Origin of the sequence: Pseudomonas sp. (assembly GCF_002796985.1) — a bacterium.
Lineage (GTDB): Bacteria > Pseudomonadota > Gammaproteobacteria > Pseudomonadales > Pseudomonadaceae > Pseudomonas.
Window position 1 is genome coordinate 27772 of record NZ_PEKX01000002.1, and the last position, 17067, is coordinate 44838.

The 17067-nt window shown below is 62.8% G+C and carries 20 protein-coding genes; 19 read left to right on the forward strand and 1 reads right to left on the reverse strand.

Features of this window, described 5'->3' with window-relative positions:
* Window positions 1-7: 7 nt before the first annotated feature.
* From tgt to CTR55_RS00550, 5 genes are all read left to right on the forward strand, one after another.
* Window positions 8-1126: a tRNA guanosine(34) transglycosylase Tgt gene (tgt, locus tag CTR55_RS00530; protein ID WP_296283954.1), complete on the forward strand. Its 1119-nt coding sequence runs from the start codon at window positions 8-10 to the stop codon at window positions 1124-1126.
* 38 nt (window positions 1127-1164) lie between these two features.
* A complete protein-coding gene (gene yajC / locus CTR55_RS00535) occupies window positions 1165-1506 on the forward strand; it encodes a preprotein translocase subunit YajC (protein ID WP_024762947.1) in 342 nt (113 codons plus the stop codon).
* Between the two features lie 64 nt (window positions 1507-1570).
* Window positions 1571-3433 carry a protein translocase subunit SecD gene (gene secD / locus CTR55_RS00540; RefSeq protein ID WP_296283569.1) on the forward strand — a complete coding sequence of 621 codons (1863 nt, stop codon included), beginning with the start codon at window positions 1571-1573 and terminating at the stop codon, window positions 3431-3433.
* 10 nt (window positions 3434-3443) lie between these two features.
* Window positions 3444-4361 carry a protein translocase subunit SecF gene (gene secF, locus CTR55_RS00545; RefSeq protein ID WP_296283571.1) on the forward strand — a complete coding sequence of 306 codons (918 nt, stop codon included), beginning with the start codon at window positions 3444-3446 and terminating at the stop codon, window positions 4359-4361.
* A 159-nt stretch (window positions 4362-4520) separates the two neighbouring features.
* The gene (locus CTR55_RS00550) at window positions 4521-5057 is read left to right on the forward strand and encodes a glycine zipper 2TM domain-containing protein (RefSeq protein WP_296283573.1); all 537 of its coding nucleotides are present in this window, start codon (window positions 4521-4523) and stop codon (window positions 5055-5057) included.
* 203 nt (window positions 5058-5260) lie between these two features.
* Here the strand turns inward: CTR55_RS00550 and suhB are convergent, their stop codons facing one another.
* Window positions 5261-6076: an inositol-phosphate phosphatase gene (gene suhB / locus CTR55_RS00555; protein WP_296283574.1), complete on the reverse strand. Its 816-nt coding sequence runs from the start codon at window positions 6074-6076 to the stop codon at window positions 5261-5263.
* Window positions 6077-6225: 149 nt separating this feature from the next.
* On the opposite strand from suhB, the gene trmJ reads away from it, so the two are divergent.
* From trmJ to CTR55_RS00625, 14 genes are all read left to right on the forward strand, one after another.
* Complete coding sequence (trmJ, locus tag CTR55_RS00560; RefSeq protein ID WP_296283577.1) at window positions 6226-7005, forward strand: tRNA (cytosine(32)/uridine(32)-2'-O)-methyltransferase TrmJ; 780 nt, start codon at window positions 6226-6228, stop codon at window positions 7003-7005.
* Window positions 6998-7777 (forward strand): serine O-acetyltransferase, encoded by a 780-nt coding sequence (cysE, locus tag CTR55_RS00565; protein WP_296283578.1) that lies wholly within the window; start codon window positions 6998-7000, stop codon window positions 7775-7777. The genes trmJ and cysE overlap by 8 nt, the downstream gene beginning before the upstream one ends.
* A 141-nt stretch (window positions 7778-7918) precedes the next feature.
* The gene (gene iscR, locus CTR55_RS00570; protein WP_296283581.1) at window positions 7919-8413 is read left to right on the forward strand and encodes a Fe-S cluster assembly transcriptional regulator IscR; all 495 of its coding nucleotides are present in this window, start codon (window positions 7919-7921) and stop codon (window positions 8411-8413) included.
* A 28-nt stretch (window positions 8414-8441) separates the two neighbouring features.
* A complete protein-coding gene (locus CTR55_RS00575) occupies window positions 8442-9656 on the forward strand; it encodes an IscS subfamily cysteine desulfurase (protein WP_081515981.1) in 1215 nt (404 codons plus the stop codon).
* A 27-nt stretch (window positions 9657-9683) separates the two neighbouring features.
* A complete protein-coding gene (gene iscU, locus CTR55_RS00580; RefSeq protein ID WP_015478505.1) occupies window positions 9684-10070 on the forward strand; it encodes a Fe-S cluster assembly scaffold IscU in 387 nt (128 codons plus the stop codon).
* Between the two features lie 26 nt (window positions 10071-10096).
* Window positions 10097-10420, forward strand: a complete 324-nt coding sequence (gene iscA / locus CTR55_RS00585; protein WP_017522292.1) for an iron-sulfur cluster assembly protein IscA — start codon at window positions 10097-10099, stop codon at window positions 10418-10420.
* Window positions 10421-10428: 8 nt separating this feature from the next.
* Window positions 10429-10950, forward strand: a complete 522-nt coding sequence (gene hscB / locus CTR55_RS00590) for a co-chaperone HscB (protein WP_296283587.1) — start codon at window positions 10429-10431, stop codon at window positions 10948-10950.
* Between the two features lie 44 nt (window positions 10951-10994).
* A complete protein-coding gene (gene hscA / locus CTR55_RS00595; RefSeq protein ID WP_296283589.1) occupies window positions 10995-12854 on the forward strand; it encodes a Fe-S protein assembly chaperone HscA in 1860 nt (619 codons plus the stop codon).
* A 6-nt stretch (window positions 12855-12860) separates the two neighbouring features.
* Window positions 12861-13199 carry an ISC system 2Fe-2S type ferredoxin gene (gene fdx / locus CTR55_RS00600; protein WP_296283591.1) on the forward strand — a complete coding sequence of 113 codons (339 nt, stop codon included), beginning with the start codon at window positions 12861-12863 and terminating at the stop codon, window positions 13197-13199.
* A 14-nt stretch (window positions 13200-13213) separates the two neighbouring features.
* The gene (gene iscX / locus CTR55_RS00605) at window positions 13214-13414 is read left to right on the forward strand and encodes a Fe-S cluster assembly protein IscX (protein ID WP_296283592.1); all 201 of its coding nucleotides are present in this window, start codon (window positions 13214-13216) and stop codon (window positions 13412-13414) included.
* Between the two features lie 250 nt (window positions 13415-13664).
* Window positions 13665-14096: a nucleoside-diphosphate kinase gene (ndk, locus tag CTR55_RS00610; protein WP_296283595.1), complete on the forward strand. Its 432-nt coding sequence runs from the start codon at window positions 13665-13667 to the stop codon at window positions 14094-14096.
* Between the two features lie 27 nt (window positions 14097-14123).
* Window positions 14124-15272: a 23S rRNA (adenine(2503)-C(2))-methyltransferase RlmN gene (gene rlmN, locus CTR55_RS00615; RefSeq protein WP_296283596.1), complete on the forward strand. Its 1149-nt coding sequence runs from the start codon at window positions 14124-14126 to the stop codon at window positions 15270-15272.
* A gap of 16 nt (window positions 15273-15288) precedes the next feature.
* Window positions 15289-16047 carry a type IV pilus biogenesis/stability protein PilW gene (gene pilW, locus CTR55_RS00620; protein WP_296283598.1) on the forward strand — a complete coding sequence of 253 codons (759 nt, stop codon included), beginning with the start codon at window positions 15289-15291 and terminating at the stop codon, window positions 16045-16047.
* On the forward strand, window positions 16044-17066 hold the full coding sequence (locus CTR55_RS00625; protein ID WP_296283600.1) for a RodZ family helix-turn-helix domain-containing protein: 1023 nt from the start codon (window positions 16044-16046) through the stop codon (window positions 17064-17066). Before pilW ends, CTR55_RS00625 begins: the two co-directional genes overlap by 4 nt.
* Window position 17067 lies beyond the last annotated feature (1 nt).

The following is a 17067-nucleotide window of genomic DNA, read 5'->3' on the forward strand; positions in this document are numbered from 1 at the left end:
GAGCTTCATGAAATTCGAACTGCTGGCCACCGAGGGCAAGGCCCGTCGCGGCCGCCTGACCTTCCCCCGCGGCGTGGTGGAAACCCCGACGTTCATGCCGGTGGGCACCTACGGCACCGTGAAGGGCATGCTCCCGCACGACATCGAGGGCATCGGCGCGCAGATCATCCTCGGCAACACCTTCCACCTGTGGCTGCGCCCGGGCACCGAGGTGATCCAGAAGCACGGCGACCTGCATGACTTCATGCAATGGAAGGGGCCGATCCTCACCGACTCGGGCGGCTTCCAGGTGTTCAGCCTGGGCGCGCTGCGCAAGATCAAGGAGGAGGGCGTGTACTTTGCTTCGCCGGTCGATGGCGCCAAGGTCTTCATGGGCCCGGAAGAGTCCATGGCCGTCCAGCGTGCGCTGGGCTCGGACATCGTGATGATCTTCGACGAGTGCACCCCGTACCCGGCGGAGTTCGACGTGGCCAAGCGCTCCATGGAGCTGTCGTTGCGCTGGGCCAAGCGCTCGAAAATCGCCCACGGCGACAGCCCGTCGGCGCTGTTCGGCATCGTCCAGGGCGGCATGCACGAAGAGTTGCGCATGCGCTCACTCGAAGGCTTGCAGGAAATCGGCTTCGACGGCCTGGCCATCGGCGGCCTGTCGGTCGGCGAGCCCAAGGAAGAAATGATCCGCGTGCTCGACTTCCTGCCGCCGCACATGCCGGCCGACAAACCTCGTTACCTGATGGGTGTGGGCAAACCCGAGGACCTCGTGGAAGGTGTGCGCCGGGGCGTCGACATGTTCGACTGCGTCATGCCTACCCGCAACGCGCGCAATGGTCACCTTTTCGTTGACACCGGGGTGATCAAGATCCGCAACGCGGTGCACAAACATGACGAATCGCCGCTGGACCCGACCTGCGATTGCTACACCTGCAAGCACTTCTCCCGCGCCTACCTCTACCACCTGGACAAGTGCGGCGAAATGCTCGGCAGCATGCTCAATACCATCCACAACTTGCGGCATTATCAGCGGCTTATGGCTGGTTTGCGCGAGGCAATCCAACAGGGTACATTGGCGAACTTTGTCGACGCCTTCTACGCCAAGCGCGGCCTTCCCGTGCCGCCGCTGGCGGACTGACCTTATTCATCGAAAAAGCTTTGAGACAGGAGTTTCCAATGAGTTTTCTGATTCCCGCTGCCTACGCTGACGCCGCAGCTCCCGCCGCTGCTGCAGGCCCTGCCGGCACCGGCTTCGAGTGGATTTTCCTGGTTGGTTTCCTGGTCATCTTCTACCTGATGATCTGGCGTCCCCAGGCCAAGCGCTCCAAAGAGCACAAGAACCTGCTGTCCGGCCTGCAGAAGGGCGATGAAGTCGTCACTTCCGCCGGTATCGCCGGCAAGGTCACCAAGGTTGCCGATGACTTCGTCGTCGTCGAGGTTTCCGACAACGTCGAGCTGAAGTTCCAGAAGGCCGCCATCGCCGCCACCCTGCCGAAAGGCACCCTGAAGGCGATCTGATCCTCCACTTAGAAACCCAACCGACGGGGCGCAAGATGCGCCCCGCGTCATAACGGGCGGTGTCATGCTCAACAAGTATCCCCTGTGGAAGTATCTGCTGATCCTGGCGGTCCTGGCCGTCGGTTTCATCTACTCCGCACCCAACCTCTATCCTGACGATCCGGCCGTCCAGATCAGTGGCGCGAGCACCGCGCTACAGATTTCCCAGGCCGACGTGGACAAGGCCGGCAAGGCGCTGACCGATGCGGGCATCGCCGTCAAGGCGAGCTCCCTCGGCAAGAACAGCGGTCTGATCCGCCTGGTCAAGCAGGAAGACCAGTTGCCCGCCAAGGACATCGTCCGCCGTGCGCTGGGTGACGATTACGTAGTCGCCCTGAACCTGGCTCAGACCACGCCGAACTGGCTGCGCAACATCGCCGCCCACCCGATGAAGCTGGGTCTCGATCTGTCCGGTGGTGTGCACTTCCTGCTGGAAGTGGACATGGACAAGGCCGTCGACGCCCGCATGAAGGTGTACGAGAACGAGGTCAAGAGCGCCCTGCGTAAAGAGCGCGTGCGCTACCGCAGCCTGCCCGTACAGGATGGCGGTATCCAGCTGGGCTTCAGCGAAGAAGCCGACCTGGACAAGGCCAAGGCGATCATCGCCAAGGATTTCCGCGATTTCGAGGCTACCCAGAGTGAGCGCAATGGCATGCAGGTCCTGCGCCTGGCCATGACCGCCACCAAACTGGCTGAAATCCGCGAATACTCGATCAAGCAGAACCTCACCACCGTCCGCAACCGCGTGAACGAGCTGGGCGTGTCCGAGCCGCTGGTACAGCGCCAGGGCGCCAACCGCATCGTGGTCGAGCTGCCGGGCGTGCAGGACACCGCCGAAGCCAAGCGTATCCTCGGCAAGACCGCCAACCTGGAGTTCCGCCTGGCCGCTGAGCCGGATGCGATCAAGTCCTCCACCGAAACCTTCGACTTCCGCGAGCCGCGCCGTCCGCCGGCGACCCTGGAGCGTGGTGTGATCATCACCGGTGACCAGGTCACCGATGCCAGCGCAAGCTTTGACGAGAACGGTCGCCAGCAGGTGAACATCCGTCTGGATGGCCACGGCGGCGAGCTGATGAACCGCGCGACCCGCAACAACGTCGGCCGCAGCATGGCTGTGGTGTTCATCGAGCAGAAGCCGATCACCCGCTATACCAAGCAGGTTGTCGACGGCGTCGAGCAGGAAGTGGCTGTTCCGGCGTTCAAGGAAGAGAAGCAGATCATCAGCCTGGCGACCATCCAGTCGCCGCTGGGCAACCAGTTCCGCATCACCGGCCTGGACGCTCCGGGCGAGTCCTCGGAGCTGGCCCTGCTGCTGCGCGCCGGTGGCCTGGCCGCGCCGATGTACTTCGCCGAAGAACGCACCATCGGCCCGAGCCTGGGTGCGGACAACATCGCCAAGGGTATCGACGCCTCCCTTTGGGGCATGGTCTTCGTCTCCCTGTTCATCATTGTCATCTACCGCTTCTTCGGCGTGATCGCCACCGTCGCCCTGGCCTTCAACATGGTCATGCTGGTGGCGCTGATGTCGATCCTCGGTGCGACCCTGACCCTGCCGGGTATCGCGGGTATCGTGCTGACCATGGGCATGGCGGTGGACGCCAACGTGCTGATCTTCTCGCGGATACGCGAGGAGCTGGCGTCAGGCATGTCGGTGCAGCGAGCGATCCATGAAGGTTTCAACCGCGCCTTCACCGCGATCATCGACGCCAACCTGACCTCGCTGCTGGTCGGCGGCATCCTCTACGCCATGGGTACCGGCCCGGTGAAGGGCTTCGCCGTGACCATGTCCCTCGGTATTCTCACCTCGATGTTCACCGCCATCCTGGTCACCCGCGCAATGGTCAACCTGATCTACGGCGGCCGCGACTTCAAGAAGCTGTGGATCTAAGGGGGCAGAGATGAATATCAAGATCGGTACTATCAACTTCATGGGCGTGCGCAACATTGCGTTCGCCGCGACCCTGATCCTGACCCTGATCGCCCTCGGCAGCTGGGTCTTCAAGGGCATCAACTTTGGCCTGGACTTCACCGGCGGTACGTCGATCAAGCTGACCTACGAGCAGCCTGCCGACCTCTCCAAGGTGCGTGAACAACTGGTTGCCGCTGGCTACAGCGAGGCCGTGGTACAGAGCTTCGGCGATACCAAGGACGTGCTGGTGCGTATGCCCAGCGAAGACCCTGAACTGGGCAAGAAGGTCGCCACTGCACTGCAGAAGGCCGATGCTTCCAACCCGGCCAAGGTGAATGGTGTCGAGTATGTCGGCCCGCAAGTGGGTGAAGAGCTTCGCGACCAGGGTGGCCTCGGCATGCTCCTGGCGCTGGGTGGCATCCTGCTGTACGTGGGCTTCCGCTTCCAGTGGAAGTTTGCCCTGGGTGCGATCCTCTCGCTGATCCACGATGCCATTATCGTGATGGGCGTGCTGTCGTTCTTCCAGATCACCTTCGACCTGACCGTGCTTGCCGCGGTGCTGGCGGTGGTGGGCTACTCGCTGAACGACACCATCGTGATCTTCGACCGGGTGCGCGAAAACTTCCGAGTGCTGCGCAAGGCCAGCCTGATCGACAACATCAACATTTCGACCAGCCAGACCCTGCTGCGGACCATCGCCACTTCGGTGTCGACGCTGTTGGCTATTGCCGCGCTGCTGTTCTTCGGCGGCGACAACCTGTTCGGTTTCTCCATCGCCCTGTTCGTCGGCGTGATGGCGGGTACCTATTCGTCGATCTATATCGCCAACGTGGTGCTGATCTGGCTGAACCTGTCCAGCGAGGACCTGATTCCTCCGCCGAGCAAGGAAGCCGACGAGCGCCCGTAATAGAGCGCTTCCGGCCTTTGGCAGAAAACTCCCGCTTCGGCGGGAGTTTTCGTTTGTCGGCGCTGTGTCACGAGTCGGCTGGAACTTTCTTATAATTGGATCGCTCCAAGGCAAGGTAAAGGGCAATGCCCGAATGAGAAGAAAGACCAGGAGAACTTTATGAACAAGTCGTTGCTAATCGGTACCGTGCTGGGCGCTGTAGGCGTGACTGCCGGTGGTGCTGTGGCTACCTACAGTCTGGTGGACCGTGCGCCGCAATATGCCGAGGTGCTCGCCGTTCAGCCGGTCAAGGAAACCATCAAGAATCCGCGCCAGGTCTGCAAGGACGTGGCGGTGACCCACCAGCGTCCGGTGAAGGACCAGCACCAGATTGCCGGTACGGCGATTGGCGCCATTGCCGGTGGCCTGCTGGGCAACCAGATCGGTGGCGGCAACGGCAAGAAGATTGCCACCGTAGCTGGCGCGATCGGCGGCGGCTACGCCGGTAACAAGGTGCAGGAGGGCATGCAGGAGCGTGACACCTACACCACCACCGAAACTCGTTGCAGCACCGTCAATGACACCAGCGAGAAAGTCGTGGGTTACGACGTGAAGTACCTGCTCGACGGCAAGCCCGGCCAGGTCCGCATGGACCGCGATCCGGGCTCGCAGATTCCGGTCGACAAGAGCGGTCGACTGGTCCTGGGTCAGCAATAAGCAGTCGCCAGGTGTGGAATGAAAAGGGCGCCCGATGGGCGCCTTTTTCTTTTCCGCTGTTTGTAGGGGCGAGCTTGCTCGCGAACCGCCCAGCATCGTCGCTGGAATGAAAAGCTTAGCGAGCAAGCCAGCCCCTATAGGTCGCGCGTTCTCGCGGGCACAAAAAAGCCCGGCATTGCCGGGCTTTTTCTCGTGGCTCAGGCTCAGCGCTTGAGCGACGGCGGCAGGTGCGGCTGGATGCTGGTCAGCAGGGCCTTGAAGCACTTGGTGTTGCCGGCAACGATCTGGCCCTTCTCGAGGAACTCGTGACCGCCGGTGAAATCGCTCACCAGGCCGCCCGCTTCCTGGATCAGCAGGGCGCCAGCGGCCATGTCCCATTCGGACAGGCCGAACTCCCAGAAGGCGTCGTAACGGCCGGCGGCGACGTAGGCCAGGTCCAGGCTGGCGGCGCCGGCGCGGCGGATGCCGGCGGTCTGGCCGACCAGGCTGCGGAACATGCCCAGGTAGGCGTCCAGGTTGTCCATCTGGCTTTCGCGGAACGGGAAGCCGGTACCCAGCAGTGCGCCTTCCAGGCTCTTGCGGTTGCTGACGCGCAGGCGGCGGCCGTTCAGCGCGGCGCCACGACCACGGCTGGCGGTGAATTCTTCCTGGCGGATCGGGTCGAGGACCACGGCGTGTTCGAGACGGCCGCGGTATTTGCAGGCGATGCTGACGGCGTAGTGCGGAACGCCGTGGATGAAGTTGGTGGTGCCGTCCAGCGGATCGATGATCCACAGGTAGTCGGCGCCTTCGCCGCTGCCTTCGAGTACACCGCCTTCTTCGCCCATGATCCCGTGGTTCGGGTAGGCCTTGCGCAGGGCGGTGACGATGGAGAGCTCGGCAGCGCGATCGACTTCGGTGACGTAGTCGTTGGCTTCTTTCTCGTTGACCGACAGGGTATCCAGGCGTTCGATGGAGCGGAAGATCAGTTCACCGGCGCTGCGAGCGGCGCGCAGGGCGATATTCAGCATAGGCTGCATGGAGAGGTCACCTGGGTCGTTAAAGAAAGCCGGACATTCTAGCAGAAAGCCACGGCGTTCATAGAGCGGCCTGTCGCCTGCGTGGCGCAAGCCCCACCGCTGCGGTAGGATTCCCTCCCTTTTTTCGCTTTTGTGTGGGGTCGCAGGCGTTGCTCGACAGAATTCGCGTGGTGCTGGTCAACACCAGTCATCCCGGCAATATCGGCGGTACGGCCCGTGCGATGAAGAACATGGGCCTTTCGCGACTGGTCCTGGTCGATCCGATGGATTTCCCCAGCGGTGAGGCGCGTGCGCGCGCTTCCGGCGCTGATGACATTCTCGATTCGGCCGTGGTCGTGCCCACTCTGGAGGATGCCTTGGCGGGTTGCAGTCTGGTGCTCGGCACCAGCGCGCGTGATCGCCGCATCCCCTGGCCGCTGCTCGATCCGCGTGAGTGCGGCGCCACCAGTGTTGAGCATGTCCAGCAGGGTGGCGAGGTTGCGCTGGTGTTTGGCCGCGAATACGCCGGCCTGACCAACGAAGAGCTGCAGCGATGTCAGTTCCATGTGCACATCCCGTCCAATCCTGACTTCAGCTCGCTGAACCTGGCGACGGCGGTGCAGGTGCTGGTCTACGAGGTGCGCATGGCCTGGCTGGCCGTTCAGGGGCAGCCGACCAAGCACGAGAAAGTCGAGTCCACGGCGATGCTCAACAGCGTCCCGGTGACGTCGGATGAGCTGGAGCGCTTCTATGCGCACCTGGAATCGACCCTGGTGGATATCCAGTTCCTCGACCCGCAGAAGCCGCGCCACTTGATGTCGCGCCTGCGCCGCCTGTACGGCCGCAGCGGTGTCAGCAAGCTGGAGATGAATATCCTGCGGGGTATCCTCACCGAGACACAGAAGGCTGCCCGTGGGGAGCTTTCCAAGCGGAGTGATGAAGATGTTTGAGCGTGTACGCGAAGATATCCAGAGCGTATTTCATCGTGACCCGGCGGCGCGCAACGCCTTCGAGGTGCTGACCTGCTATCCGGGTCTGCACGCCGTCTGGCTGCATCGCCTGGCCCATGGCCTGTGGGCGTCCGGCTGGAAGTGGCTGGCGCGCATGGTGTCGAACTTCGGTCGCTGGATGACCGGCATCGAGATCCATCCGGGCGCGAAGATCGGTCGCCGCTTCTTTATCGACCACGGCCTGGGCATCGTCATCGGCGAGACCGCCGAGATCGGCGACGACGTGACCCTCTATCAGGGCGTGACCCTGGGCGGCACCAGTTGGAACAAGGGCAAGCGTCACCCGACCCTGGCTGACGGTGTCGTGGTAGGGGCGGGCGCCAAGGTGCTCGGTCCGTTCACTGTCGGTGCTGGCGCCAAGGTCGGTTCCAACGCGGTGGTGACCAAAGAAGTGCCGCCGGGCGCGACCGTCGTGGGTATCCCGGGGCGCATCATCATCAAGGATGATGCCGATCAGGCGGCCAAGCGTCAGGCCATGGCGGAAAAGCTCGGCTTCGATGCCTACGGCGTCAGCCAGGACATGCCCGACCCGGTGGCGCGCGCCATCGGCCAGTTGCTCGACCACCTGCAGGCGGTCGATGGTCGTTTGGAGGGTGTGTGCAAAGCTCTGACGGCTCTGGGTAGCGACTATTGTGCGAAAGATCTTCCGATTCTGCGGGAAGAGGACTTCGCCGGGGTGAAGGACGAGGAGAGCAGCAAGTCGGCGCAGTGATGCGCCAGCCCTTGCATTGCTGCTAGAATACGGCGCCGCTCGCTGGTTAAATCCGACTAAAGTAATAGGTCTTATAGTTGACTTAAATAGTCGGAAAAGAGCATACTTTTCCCCATACCAGCGATTCTTCCGGAATTTCCCATGCGATTGACCACCAAAGGCCGCTATGCCGTCACCGCCATGCTCGATCTGGCGTTGCACGCCCAGCGTGGTCCGGTTTCTCTCGCCGATATCTCCGAGCGCCAGGGTATCTCCCTGTCCTATCTGGAACAGCTGTTCGCCAAGTTGCGCCGTGGCAACCTGGTGATCAGCGTGCGTGGTCCCGGTGGCGGCTACCAGCTGTCCCGCGACATGACCGGCATCCACGTCGCCCAGGTGATCGATGCGGTCAACGAGTCGGTCGACGCCACCCGCTGCCAGGGTCAGGGCGACTGCCACTCCGGCGATACCTGCCTGACCCACCACCTGTGGTGCGACCTCAGTCAGCAGATTCACGAGTTCCTCAGCGGCATCAGCCTGGCCGACCTGGTCGAGCGCCGCGAAGTTCAAGAGGTCGCCCAGCGCCAGGACGAGCGTCGCTGCTCGGGCAGCAAGCCACTGCGCCTCGACAAGATTGAAGCGTCCGCCATCGATTGAGCGAACGCCCGCCTGTAGGAGTTACCTGATGAGATTGCCGATTTACCTCGACTATTCCGCCACCACCCCGGTGGATCCGCGTGTCGCTCAGAAAATGGCCGACTGCCTGCTGGTTGACGGCAACTTCGGCAACCCGGCCTCGCGCTCCCACCTCTTCGGCTGGAAGGCCGAGGAAGCGGCTGAGAATGCCCGTCGCCAGGTCGCCGAGCTGGTCAATGCCGACCCCCGCGAGATTGTCTGGACTTCCGGTGCCACCGAGTCCGACAACCTTGCCGTCAAGGGCGTCGCGCATTTCTATGCGACCAAGGGCAAGCACATCATCACCTCGAAGATCGAGCACAAGGCGGTCCTGGATACCTGCCGCCAGTTGGAGCGCGAAGGTTTCGAAGTGACCTACCTGGAGCCGACTCCCGAGGGCATCATCACCCCGGCGATGGTCGAGGCCGCCCTGCGTGACGACACCATCCTGGTCTCGGTCATGCATGTGAACAACGAAGTCGGCAGCATCAACGACATCGCTGCCATCGGTGAGCTCACCCGCTCGCGCGGCATCCTGCTGCACGTCGACGCTGCCCAGTCCGCCGGCAAGGTGGACATCGACCTGGAGAAACTCAAGGTCGACCTGATGTCCTTCTCCGCCCACAAGGTCTACGGCCCCAAAGGCATGGGCGCACTGTACGTGCGCCGCAAGCCGCGCGTGCGCCTGGAAGCCCAGATGCACGGTGGCGGCCACGAGCGCGGCATGCGTTCGGGCACCCTGGCGACTCACCAGATCGTCGGCATGGGCGAAGCCTTCCGCATCGCCAAGGAAGAAATGCACCAGGAAATGGCCCGTATCGAAGGCCTGCGCAAGCGCTTCTTCGATCAGGTGCAGGACCTGGAAGAGCTGTACCTCAATGGCAGCCCGACTTCCTACGCGCCGAACATCCTCAACGTCAGCTTCAACTACGTCGAGGGCGAGTCGCTGATGATGTCGCTCAAGGACCTCGCCGTTTCGTCCGGTTCCGCCTGCACCTCGGCCTCGCTGGAGCCGTCCTACGTGCTCCGCGCCCTGGGTCGCAACGACGAACTGGCGCACAGCTCCATCCGTTTCAGCTTCGGCCGCTTCACCACTGAAGAAGAGGTCGACTACGCCGCCAAGAAGGTGGTGGAAGCCGTTTCCAAGCTGCGTGAACTCTCGCCGCTGTGGGATATGTTCAAAGAGGGTGTCGACCTGTCCAAGGTCGAATGGCAGGCCCACTGACCCGCCCCATAGAAGTGAGGATTAGCCATGGCTTACAGTGACAAGGTCATCGACCACTACGAAAACCCGCGCAACGTCGGCAAGCTCAATGCCGAAGACCCGGATGTCGGCACCGGCATGGTCGGTGCTCCAGCCTGCGGCGACGTGATGCGCCTGCAGATCAAGGTCAACGAGCAGGGCGTCATCGAAGATGCCAAGTTCAAGACCTATGGCTGCGGATCGGCTATCGCCTCCAGCTCCCTCGCCACCGAGTGGATGAAGGGCAAGACCCTGGACGAAGCCGAGTCGATCAAGAACACCACCATCGCTGAAGAACTGGCCCTGCCGCCGGTGAAGATCCACTGCTCGGTGCTCGCCGAGGACGCCATCAAGGCGGCCGTGCGCGACTACAAGCAGAAGAAAGGTCTGCTCTGAAGCGATTCGTTGAGTAAGGAGTTCCCATGGCCATCAGCATGACCGAATCCGCCGCCAACCATGTCCGTCGTTCCCTTGAGGGGCGCGGCAAGGGTGAGGGCATTCGTCTTGGCGTGCGCACCACCGGGTGTTCCGGTCTGGCTTACGTGCTGGAGTTCGTTGACGAGCTGGCAGCCGAAGACCAGGTTTTCGAGAGCCATGGCGTGAAGGTCATCATCGACCCGAAAAGCCTGGTTTACCTCGATGGCACCGAGTTGGACTTCACCAAGGAAGGCCTCAATGAGGGCTTCAAGTTCAACAACCCGAACGTGCGCGGTGAGTGTGGCTGCGGCGAAAGCTTCAACGTCTGAGGTCGGGTGTGGGTAGTCCCTGTCACTTCGCGCTGTTCGACTTGCAGCCGGGCTTCCGGATCGATCTGGAGGTCCTCGGCAGCCGCTACCGCGAGCTGGTGCGTACTGTCCATCCGGACCGGTTCGCCGATGCCTCCGAACGCGAGCAGCGCTTGGCGCAATCGAAGGCCGCCGAGCTCAACGATGCCTACCAGACGCTGAAGAGCGTTCCGCGCCGTGCCCTGTACTTGCTGGCGCTGCGCGGTGACGCGCTGCCGCTGGAAGCCACGGTGCAGGATCCGGAGTTTCTCCTGCAGCAGATGCAGTTGCGCGAGGACCTCGAAGACCTGCAGGACAGTGCCGATCTCGATGGCGTGGCGCAATTCAAGCGTCAGCTGAAGTCCGCCCAGCAGCAGTTGGAGGCCGATTTCGCCGACTGCTGGGATGATGCCGCCCGTCGTGACCTGGCCGAACGCCTGGTACGGCGCATGCAGTTCCTCGACAAGCTGGCGCAGGAAGTGCGGCAGCTGGAAGAGCGACTCGACGATTAATCCGCGCGGCCCGTGCCGCGCCCGATAGCCTGATTAGAAACCGCATGGCCCTACTGCAGATCGCCGAGCCCGGCCAGACCCCCCAGCCACACCAGCGTCGCCTGGCGGTGGGGATTGATCTGGGCACCACGAATTCCCTGGTCGCTGCCGTGCGCAGCGGCGTCGCCGCGCCGTTGCCTGATGAGCGCGGCGAAGTGATTCTGCCCTCGGCGGTGCGTTATCTCGCCGACCGCATCGAAGTGGGCGAGAGTGTTCGCGTCACTGCCTCGCAGGATCCGCTGAACTCCATTATCTCGGTCAAGCGCTTCATGGGGCGCGGCCTGGAAGATGTGAAGCAACTGGGCGGCCAACTGCCGTACCGCTTCACCCAGGGCGAATCGCACATGCCCTTCATCGAGACCGTCCAGGGCGCCAAGAGCCCCGTGGAAGTCTCGGCTGAAATTCTCCGCGTTCTGCGCCAGCGCGCCGAATCTACTCTGGGTGGCGAGCTGGTTGGTGCGGTGATCACCGTTCCCGCCTATTTCGACGATGCTCAGCGGCAGGCCACCAAGGACGCTGCGCGTCTGGCCGGCCTGCACGTACTGCGCCTGCTCAATGAGCCGACCGCTGCCGCCGTGGCCTACGGTCTGGACAAGAATGCCGAGGGCGTGGTCGCCATCTATGACCTGGGTGGTGGTACTTTCGACATTTCCATCCTGCGCCTGACTCGTGGTGTCTTCGAGGTGCTGGCCACCGGCGGCGATACTGCCCTGGGTGGCGACGATTTCGATCATGCCATCGCTGGCTGGGTCATCGAGCAGGCCGGTATCTCGGCGGACCTCGATCCGGGCGCACAGCGCCGCCTGCTGCAGACTGCCTGCGCGGCCAAGGAAGCGCTGACCCATAGCGCCAGCGTTGTCGTGGCCTACGACGCCTGGTCGGGCGAGCTGACCCGCGCTCAGCTGGAGTCGCTGATCGACGCGCTGATTCAGCGCAGCCTCAAGTCCTGCCGCCGCGCCGTGCGTGACTCTGGTGTCGAGCTGGAAGAGGTCAGCGCCGTGGTCATGGTGGGGGGTTCCACCCGTGTGCCGCGAGTGCGCGAGCTGGTTGGTGAGCTGTTCGGTCGCGAGCCGCTGACCGATATCGACCCGGACCAGGTGGTCGCCATCGGCGCCGCCATCCAGGCTGATGCCCTGGCTGGCAACAAGCGTGGCGAAGAGCTTCTGCTGCTGGATGTCATCCCCCTGTCGCTCGGCCTGGAAACCATGGGCGGGCTGATGGAGAAGGTGATTCCGCGCAACACCACTATCCCGGTGGCTCGCGCCCAGGAGTTCACCACGTACAAAGATGGCCAGACGGCCATGATGATTCACGTGCTGCAAGGCGAGCGAGAGCTGGTCAAGGACTGTCGGTCCCTGGCGCGCTTCGAGCTGCGTGGCATTCCGCCGATGGTGGCGGGCGCGGCGAAGATCCGCGTCAGCTTCCAGGTCGACGCCGACGGCTTGCTGGGCGTTTCCGCTCGCGAGTTGTCCTCGGGTGTCGAGGCGAGCATTCAGGTCAAGCCGTCCTACGGCCTGACCGATGGCGAGATCGCCCGTATGCTGCAGGATTCCTTCCAGTATGCGGGTGATGACCTGGCTGCCCGCGCTCTGCGCGAGCAGCAGGTCGAGGCCCAGCGCCTGCTGGAGGCGGTACAGTCCGCGCTGGACGTGGATGGCGAGCGCCTGCTGGACGCCGACGAGCGTCTGGTCATCGACGCCGGCATGGACTCCCTGCGCGAGCTGGCCACAGGTAGCGATACCGTTGCCATCGAACAACAGATCAAGCGTTTGTCCCAGCTGACCGACGCCTTTGCCGCGCGCCGTATGGATGCCACGGTCAAAGCCGCACTGGCCGGTCGCCGGCTCAACGAACTCGAGGAATAAGCGAAGATGCCGCAGATCGTATTTCTGCCCAACGCCGAACACTGCCCGGAAGGCGCGGTGATCGAAGCCCAGCCGGGCGAAACCATCATGAAGGCGGCGCTGCGTAACGGCATCGAGATCGAACACGCCTGCGAGATGTCCTGCGCCTGTACCACCTGTCACGTGATCGTGCGTGAAGGCTTCAACTCGATGGAGGGCTCCGACGAGCTGGAAGACGACATGCTCGACAAGGCCTGGGGTCTGGAGGCGGATTCGCGCCTGTCCTGCCAGGCGGTAGTGGGCGAAACGGACCTGGTGGTGGAAATTCCGAAATACACCATCAACCAGGTGTCCGAAGGTCACTGAGGCGGAGCGTCGACATGAGTCTGAAATGGGTTGATGTGCTCGAAATCGCCATCCAGCTGACCGAGACCAAGCCGGATGTCGATCCGCGCTATGTGAATTTCGTCGATCTGCACCGTTGGGTGCTGGCATTGCCGGAGTTCAGTGACGATCCTTCCCGTGGCGGGGAGAAGGTCCTGGAAGCCATCCAGGCCGCCTGGATCGAAGAAGCCGACTGAGGGCGCGGCTCACTAGAGCCGCGTACCCATTTGTCATGAACCCGCGTATAATTCGCGGGTTTTATCTTTAGGTGAGCTGTCGAAAATTTCCCCGAGGGGATTTTCCAGCCGCCGGCCCTGTCGCAGTCGGGCCGGTTTCGCGGCTGCCGCCCATCGGGCGCAGCGTGCGGCAAACCCTAGAATCGCAGGAGCTCCTGGCCACGCCAGGGGCTTCTTGGCATTACCAACCTTGCTTTTCGGAGTTATTTCCATGGCCCTGCAACGTACCTTCTCCATCATCAAGCCCGACGCCGTTTCCAAGAACGTCATCGGCGAAATCCTGACCCGCTTCGAGAAAGCCGGCCTGCGCGTCGTCGCTTCCAAGATGGTTCAGCTGTCCGAGCGCGAAGCTGGCGGCTTCTACGCCGAGCACAAAGAGCGCCCCTTCTTCAAGGATCTGGTTTCCTTCATGACTTCCGGCCCGGTCGTCGTTCAGGTTCTGGAAGGCGAAGACGCCATCCTGCGCAACCGTGAGCTGATGGGCGCCACCGATCCGAAGAAAGCCGACGCCGGCACCATCCGCGCCGACTTCGCCGTTTCCATCGACGAGAACGCCGTACACGGTTCCGACTCGGAAGCTTCCGCTGCTCGCGAAATCGCTTACTTCTTCGCAAGCACCGAGGTGTGCGAGCGCATTCGCTGATAACGGCGAATGAGCGAGGGTGAATCCATGACTGATACCGCTGTAAAGGCCAACCTGCTGGGCATGACCAAGCCCCAGCTCGAGGAATTCTTCGAGTCCATCGGTGAAAAGCGCTTCCGCGCCGGCCAGGTGATGCAATGGATTCACCACTTTGGCGCCGAGGATTTCGACGCCATGACGAACGTCGGCAAGGCCTTGCGCGAAAAGCTCAAGGCCGTTGCCGAAATTCGGGGTCCGGAAATCGTCAGCCAGGATATTTCCACTGACGGTACCCGCAAGTGGGTCGTGCGCGTCGCCTCGGGCAGTTGCGTCGAGACCGTGTACATCCCGCAGGGCGGCCGCGGCACCCTGTGCGTGTCGTCCCAGGCCGGTTGCGCGCTGGACTGCAGTTTCTGCTCCACCGGCAAGCAAGGCTTCAACAGCGACCTGACCTCCGCCGAGATCATCGGCCAGGTGTGGATCGCCAACAAATCGTTCGGGACCATCCCGGCGAAGATCGACCGTGCCATTACCAACGTGGTGATGATGGGCATGGGCGAGCCGCTGCTGAACTTCGACAATGTCGTGAGCTCGATGAGCATCATGATGGAAGACCTCGGCTACGGTATTTCCAAGCGCAAGGTGACCCTGTCCACCTCTGGCGTGGTGCCGATGATCGACAAGCTCGCCGAAGTGACCGACGTGTCCCTGGCGTTGTCGCTGCATGCGCCCAATGACGAACTGCGCAACAAGCTGGTGCCGATCAACAAGAAGTACCCGCTGGAGATGCTGCTCGACGCCTGCTACCGCTACATCACGCGTCTGGGCAAGGAACGCGTGCTGACCGTCGAGTACACCCTGCTGGCCAATGTGAACGACCAGCCCGAGCATGCTGAGCAACTGGTCGCATTGCTCAAGGATTTCCCTTGCAAGATCAACCTGATTCCGTTTAATCCGTTCCCGCACTCCGGCTACGAGCGGCCGAGCAACAATGCGATCCGCCGTTTCCAGGACATGCTGCACAAAGGCGGCTTCAACGTGACCGTTCGCACCACTCGTGGCGAGGATATCGACGCCGCCTGTGGTCAGCTGGTAGGCCAGGTGATGGACCGCACTCGCCGCAGCGAACGCTATATTGCCGTGCGCGAGCTGGCAGCCGAGGCCGAGCAGGCCAACTCCACCACCAATCGAAACTGAACGAGGGAGGATTCCGATGACCCTGCGCGCCGCGCTGTGTTTACTGTTGGCAACCGTGCTGACGGGTTGCGTGACGAGTGGTAAACAGGATCCTCTGAAAACCGAGAAGGGTCGCGATGAGGCGCGTGACGCCTACATCCAGCTCGGTATTGGCTACCTGCAGATGGGCAACACCGAGCAGGCCAAGGTGCCGCTGCGCCAGGCTCTGGACATCGATTCCTCCAGCGCCGATGCCCATGCAACCCTGGCTGTGGTCTATCAGGTCGAGAAAGAGCCCAAGCTCGCCGAGAGCGAGTTTCGCAAGGCGCTGTCCTCGCGCTCGGGTGATGCGCGCATCCTGAACAACTATGCGGGCTTCCTGTTCGAGCAGAAGCGCTACCAGGAAGCCTACGACACCTACATGAAGGCCACCGAAGACGGCCTTTATTCGGAGCGTTCGCGCGTTTTCGAGAACCTCGGACTGGTCAGCTTGAAGCTCAACAATCGGGCCCAGGCCAAGGAGTTCTTCGAGAAGGCCGTGCGCCTGAATCGCAATTCGACGGGTGCTCTGATCGAGTTGGCTGACTTGAGCTACCAGGACCGCGAGTTCGTTCCCTCCCGCGGTTATTACGAGGAATACCTCAAGCGGGGCCCGCAAACCGCGCGCAGCCTGCTGCTGGGGGTTCGACTGGCAAAGATCTTCGACGACCGGGATACCGCTGCCAGCTACGGGCTGCAACTCAAGCGCCTGTATCCCGCATCTCCCGAATACCAGGCATACCAGGCGGATAAATGATGAATACGTCGCAGTCCGATGTCATCGGCACGACCCGCACCAATCCTGGCGAAACACTGCGCCAGGCGCGTGAAAGCAAGGGTTGGAGCACTGCTCAGGTCGCCGGCCAACTGAACCTGACCGAGAACGCGCTGCGTCAGCTGGAGCAGGGTTCCTTCGAGCAGTTGCCGGGGCACACCTTCGCCCGTGGTTATATCCGCGCCTACGCCAAGCTGTTGGGCATGGACCAGGCTCAAATGGTCACTGCCTTCGACCAGTACACCGGCACCGATGCCTCTGGCAGCAATGTCCAGGCCCTCGGTCGTGTGGTCGAGCCGGTACGCCTGTCGCGCAACCTGTTGCGCCTGTTCAGCCTGGTCCTGCTGGCCGTGCTGATCGGCTTTGGCTACTTCTGGTGGCAGGAACGCTCCGCGCGTCCGGCCGAGACCGGCAGCCTGAACATGGAGCACGTCGAGGTCGAGAGCGCCGACGGCACCACCGAGATTCATACCCTCGACGAGCCGGAGGACCAGGCTGTCGCCGAGGACCAGGCGAATACTCCACCGGTTCCGTCCGAGCCTGTCGGGGATAACGGCAGCGCCGAGGCGCCGGCCGAAGCCGCTCCGCCGGTCGCTGCAGCGCCAGTTACTCCCGGCGCTCCGGCTGCGGCTGAAGCTGTCCCGGCCCAGGCTCCGGCAGTACCGGCCCAGCCGCCTGTCGCACCGACCAGCCCGGCTGCTTCGCTTGCCCCCGCGCCGGCTGCCGAGGCGCCCGCCGCACCGGTGGTTGCCGCCGCCGGCCAGGGCGTGGTCAAGATTCAATTCATCGCCGATTGCTGGACCCAGGTGACCGATGCCGATGGCAAGGTCCTGTTCGAGGGTCTCAAGCGCAAGGGCGATTCGCTGGAAGTCGCTGCCAAGGCGCCGGCGCAGCTGCGCCTGGGCTTTGCCCAGGGCGCTCAGGTCAGCTACAACGGCCAGCCGGTCGAAGTCACGCCGGCGCGCGGTGGCACCGCACGCCTGAAGTTGGGTGGACAGTAAG

What these genes read in the sequence shown, in the direction of transcription:
- CTR55_RS00625 (WP_296283600.1), top strand. Translation starts at nt 16,044, where the DNA reads ATGATGAATACGTCGCAGTCCGATGTCATCGGCACGACCCGCACCAAT.
- CTR55_RS00575 (WP_081515981.1), top strand. Translation starts at nt 8,442, where the DNA reads ATGAGATTGCCGATTTACCTCGACTATTCCGCCACCACCCCGGTGGAT.
- pilW (WP_296283598.1), top strand. Translation starts at nt 15,289, where the DNA reads ATGACCCTGCGCGCCGCGCTGTGTTTACTGTTGGCAACCGTGCTGACG.
- rlmN (WP_296283596.1), top strand. Translation starts at nt 14,124, where the DNA reads ATGACTGATACCGCTGTAAAGGCCAACCTGCTGGGCATGACCAAGCCC.
- ndk (WP_296283595.1), top strand. Translation starts at nt 13,665, where the DNA reads ATGGCCCTGCAACGTACCTTCTCCATCATCAAGCCCGACGCCGTTTCC.
- cysE (WP_296283578.1), top strand. Translation starts at nt 6,998, where the DNA reads ATGTTTGAGCGTGTACGCGAAGATATCCAGAGCGTATTTCATCGTGAC.
- CTR55_RS00550 (WP_296283573.1), top strand. Translation starts at nt 4,521, where the DNA reads ATGAACAAGTCGTTGCTAATCGGTACCGTGCTGGGCGCTGTAGGCGTG.
- secD (WP_296283569.1), top strand. Translation starts at nt 1,571, where the DNA reads ATGCTCAACAAGTATCCCCTGTGGAAGTATCTGCTGATCCTGGCGGTC.
- hscA (WP_296283589.1), top strand. Translation starts at nt 10,995, where the DNA reads ATGGCCCTACTGCAGATCGCCGAGCCCGGCCAGACCCCCCAGCCACAC.
- fdx (WP_296283591.1), top strand. Translation starts at nt 12,861, where the DNA reads ATGCCGCAGATCGTATTTCTGCCCAACGCCGAACACTGCCCGGAAGGC.
- iscA (WP_017522292.1), top strand. Translation starts at nt 10,097, where the DNA reads ATGGCCATCAGCATGACCGAATCCGCCGCCAACCATGTCCGTCGTTCC.
- iscR (WP_296283581.1), top strand. Translation starts at nt 7,919, where the DNA reads ATGCGATTGACCACCAAAGGCCGCTATGCCGTCACCGCCATGCTCGAT.
- suhB (WP_296283574.1), bottom strand. Translation starts at nt 6,076, where the DNA reads ATGCAGCCTATGCTGAATATCGCCCTGCGCGCCGCTCGCAGCGCCGGT.
- yajC (WP_024762947.1), top strand. Translation starts at nt 1,165, where the DNA reads ATGAGTTTTCTGATTCCCGCTGCCTACGCTGACGCCGCAGCTCCCGCC.
- secF (WP_296283571.1), top strand. Translation starts at nt 3,444, where the DNA reads ATGAATATCAAGATCGGTACTATCAACTTCATGGGCGTGCGCAACATT.
- iscX (WP_296283592.1), top strand. Translation starts at nt 13,214, where the DNA reads ATGAGTCTGAAATGGGTTGATGTGCTCGAAATCGCCATCCAGCTGACC.
- iscU (WP_015478505.1), top strand. Translation starts at nt 9,684, where the DNA reads ATGGCTTACAGTGACAAGGTCATCGACCACTACGAAAACCCGCGCAAC.
- tgt (WP_296283954.1), top strand. Translation starts at nt 8, where the DNA reads ATGAAATTCGAACTGCTGGCCACCGAGGGCAAGGCCCGTCGCGGCCGC.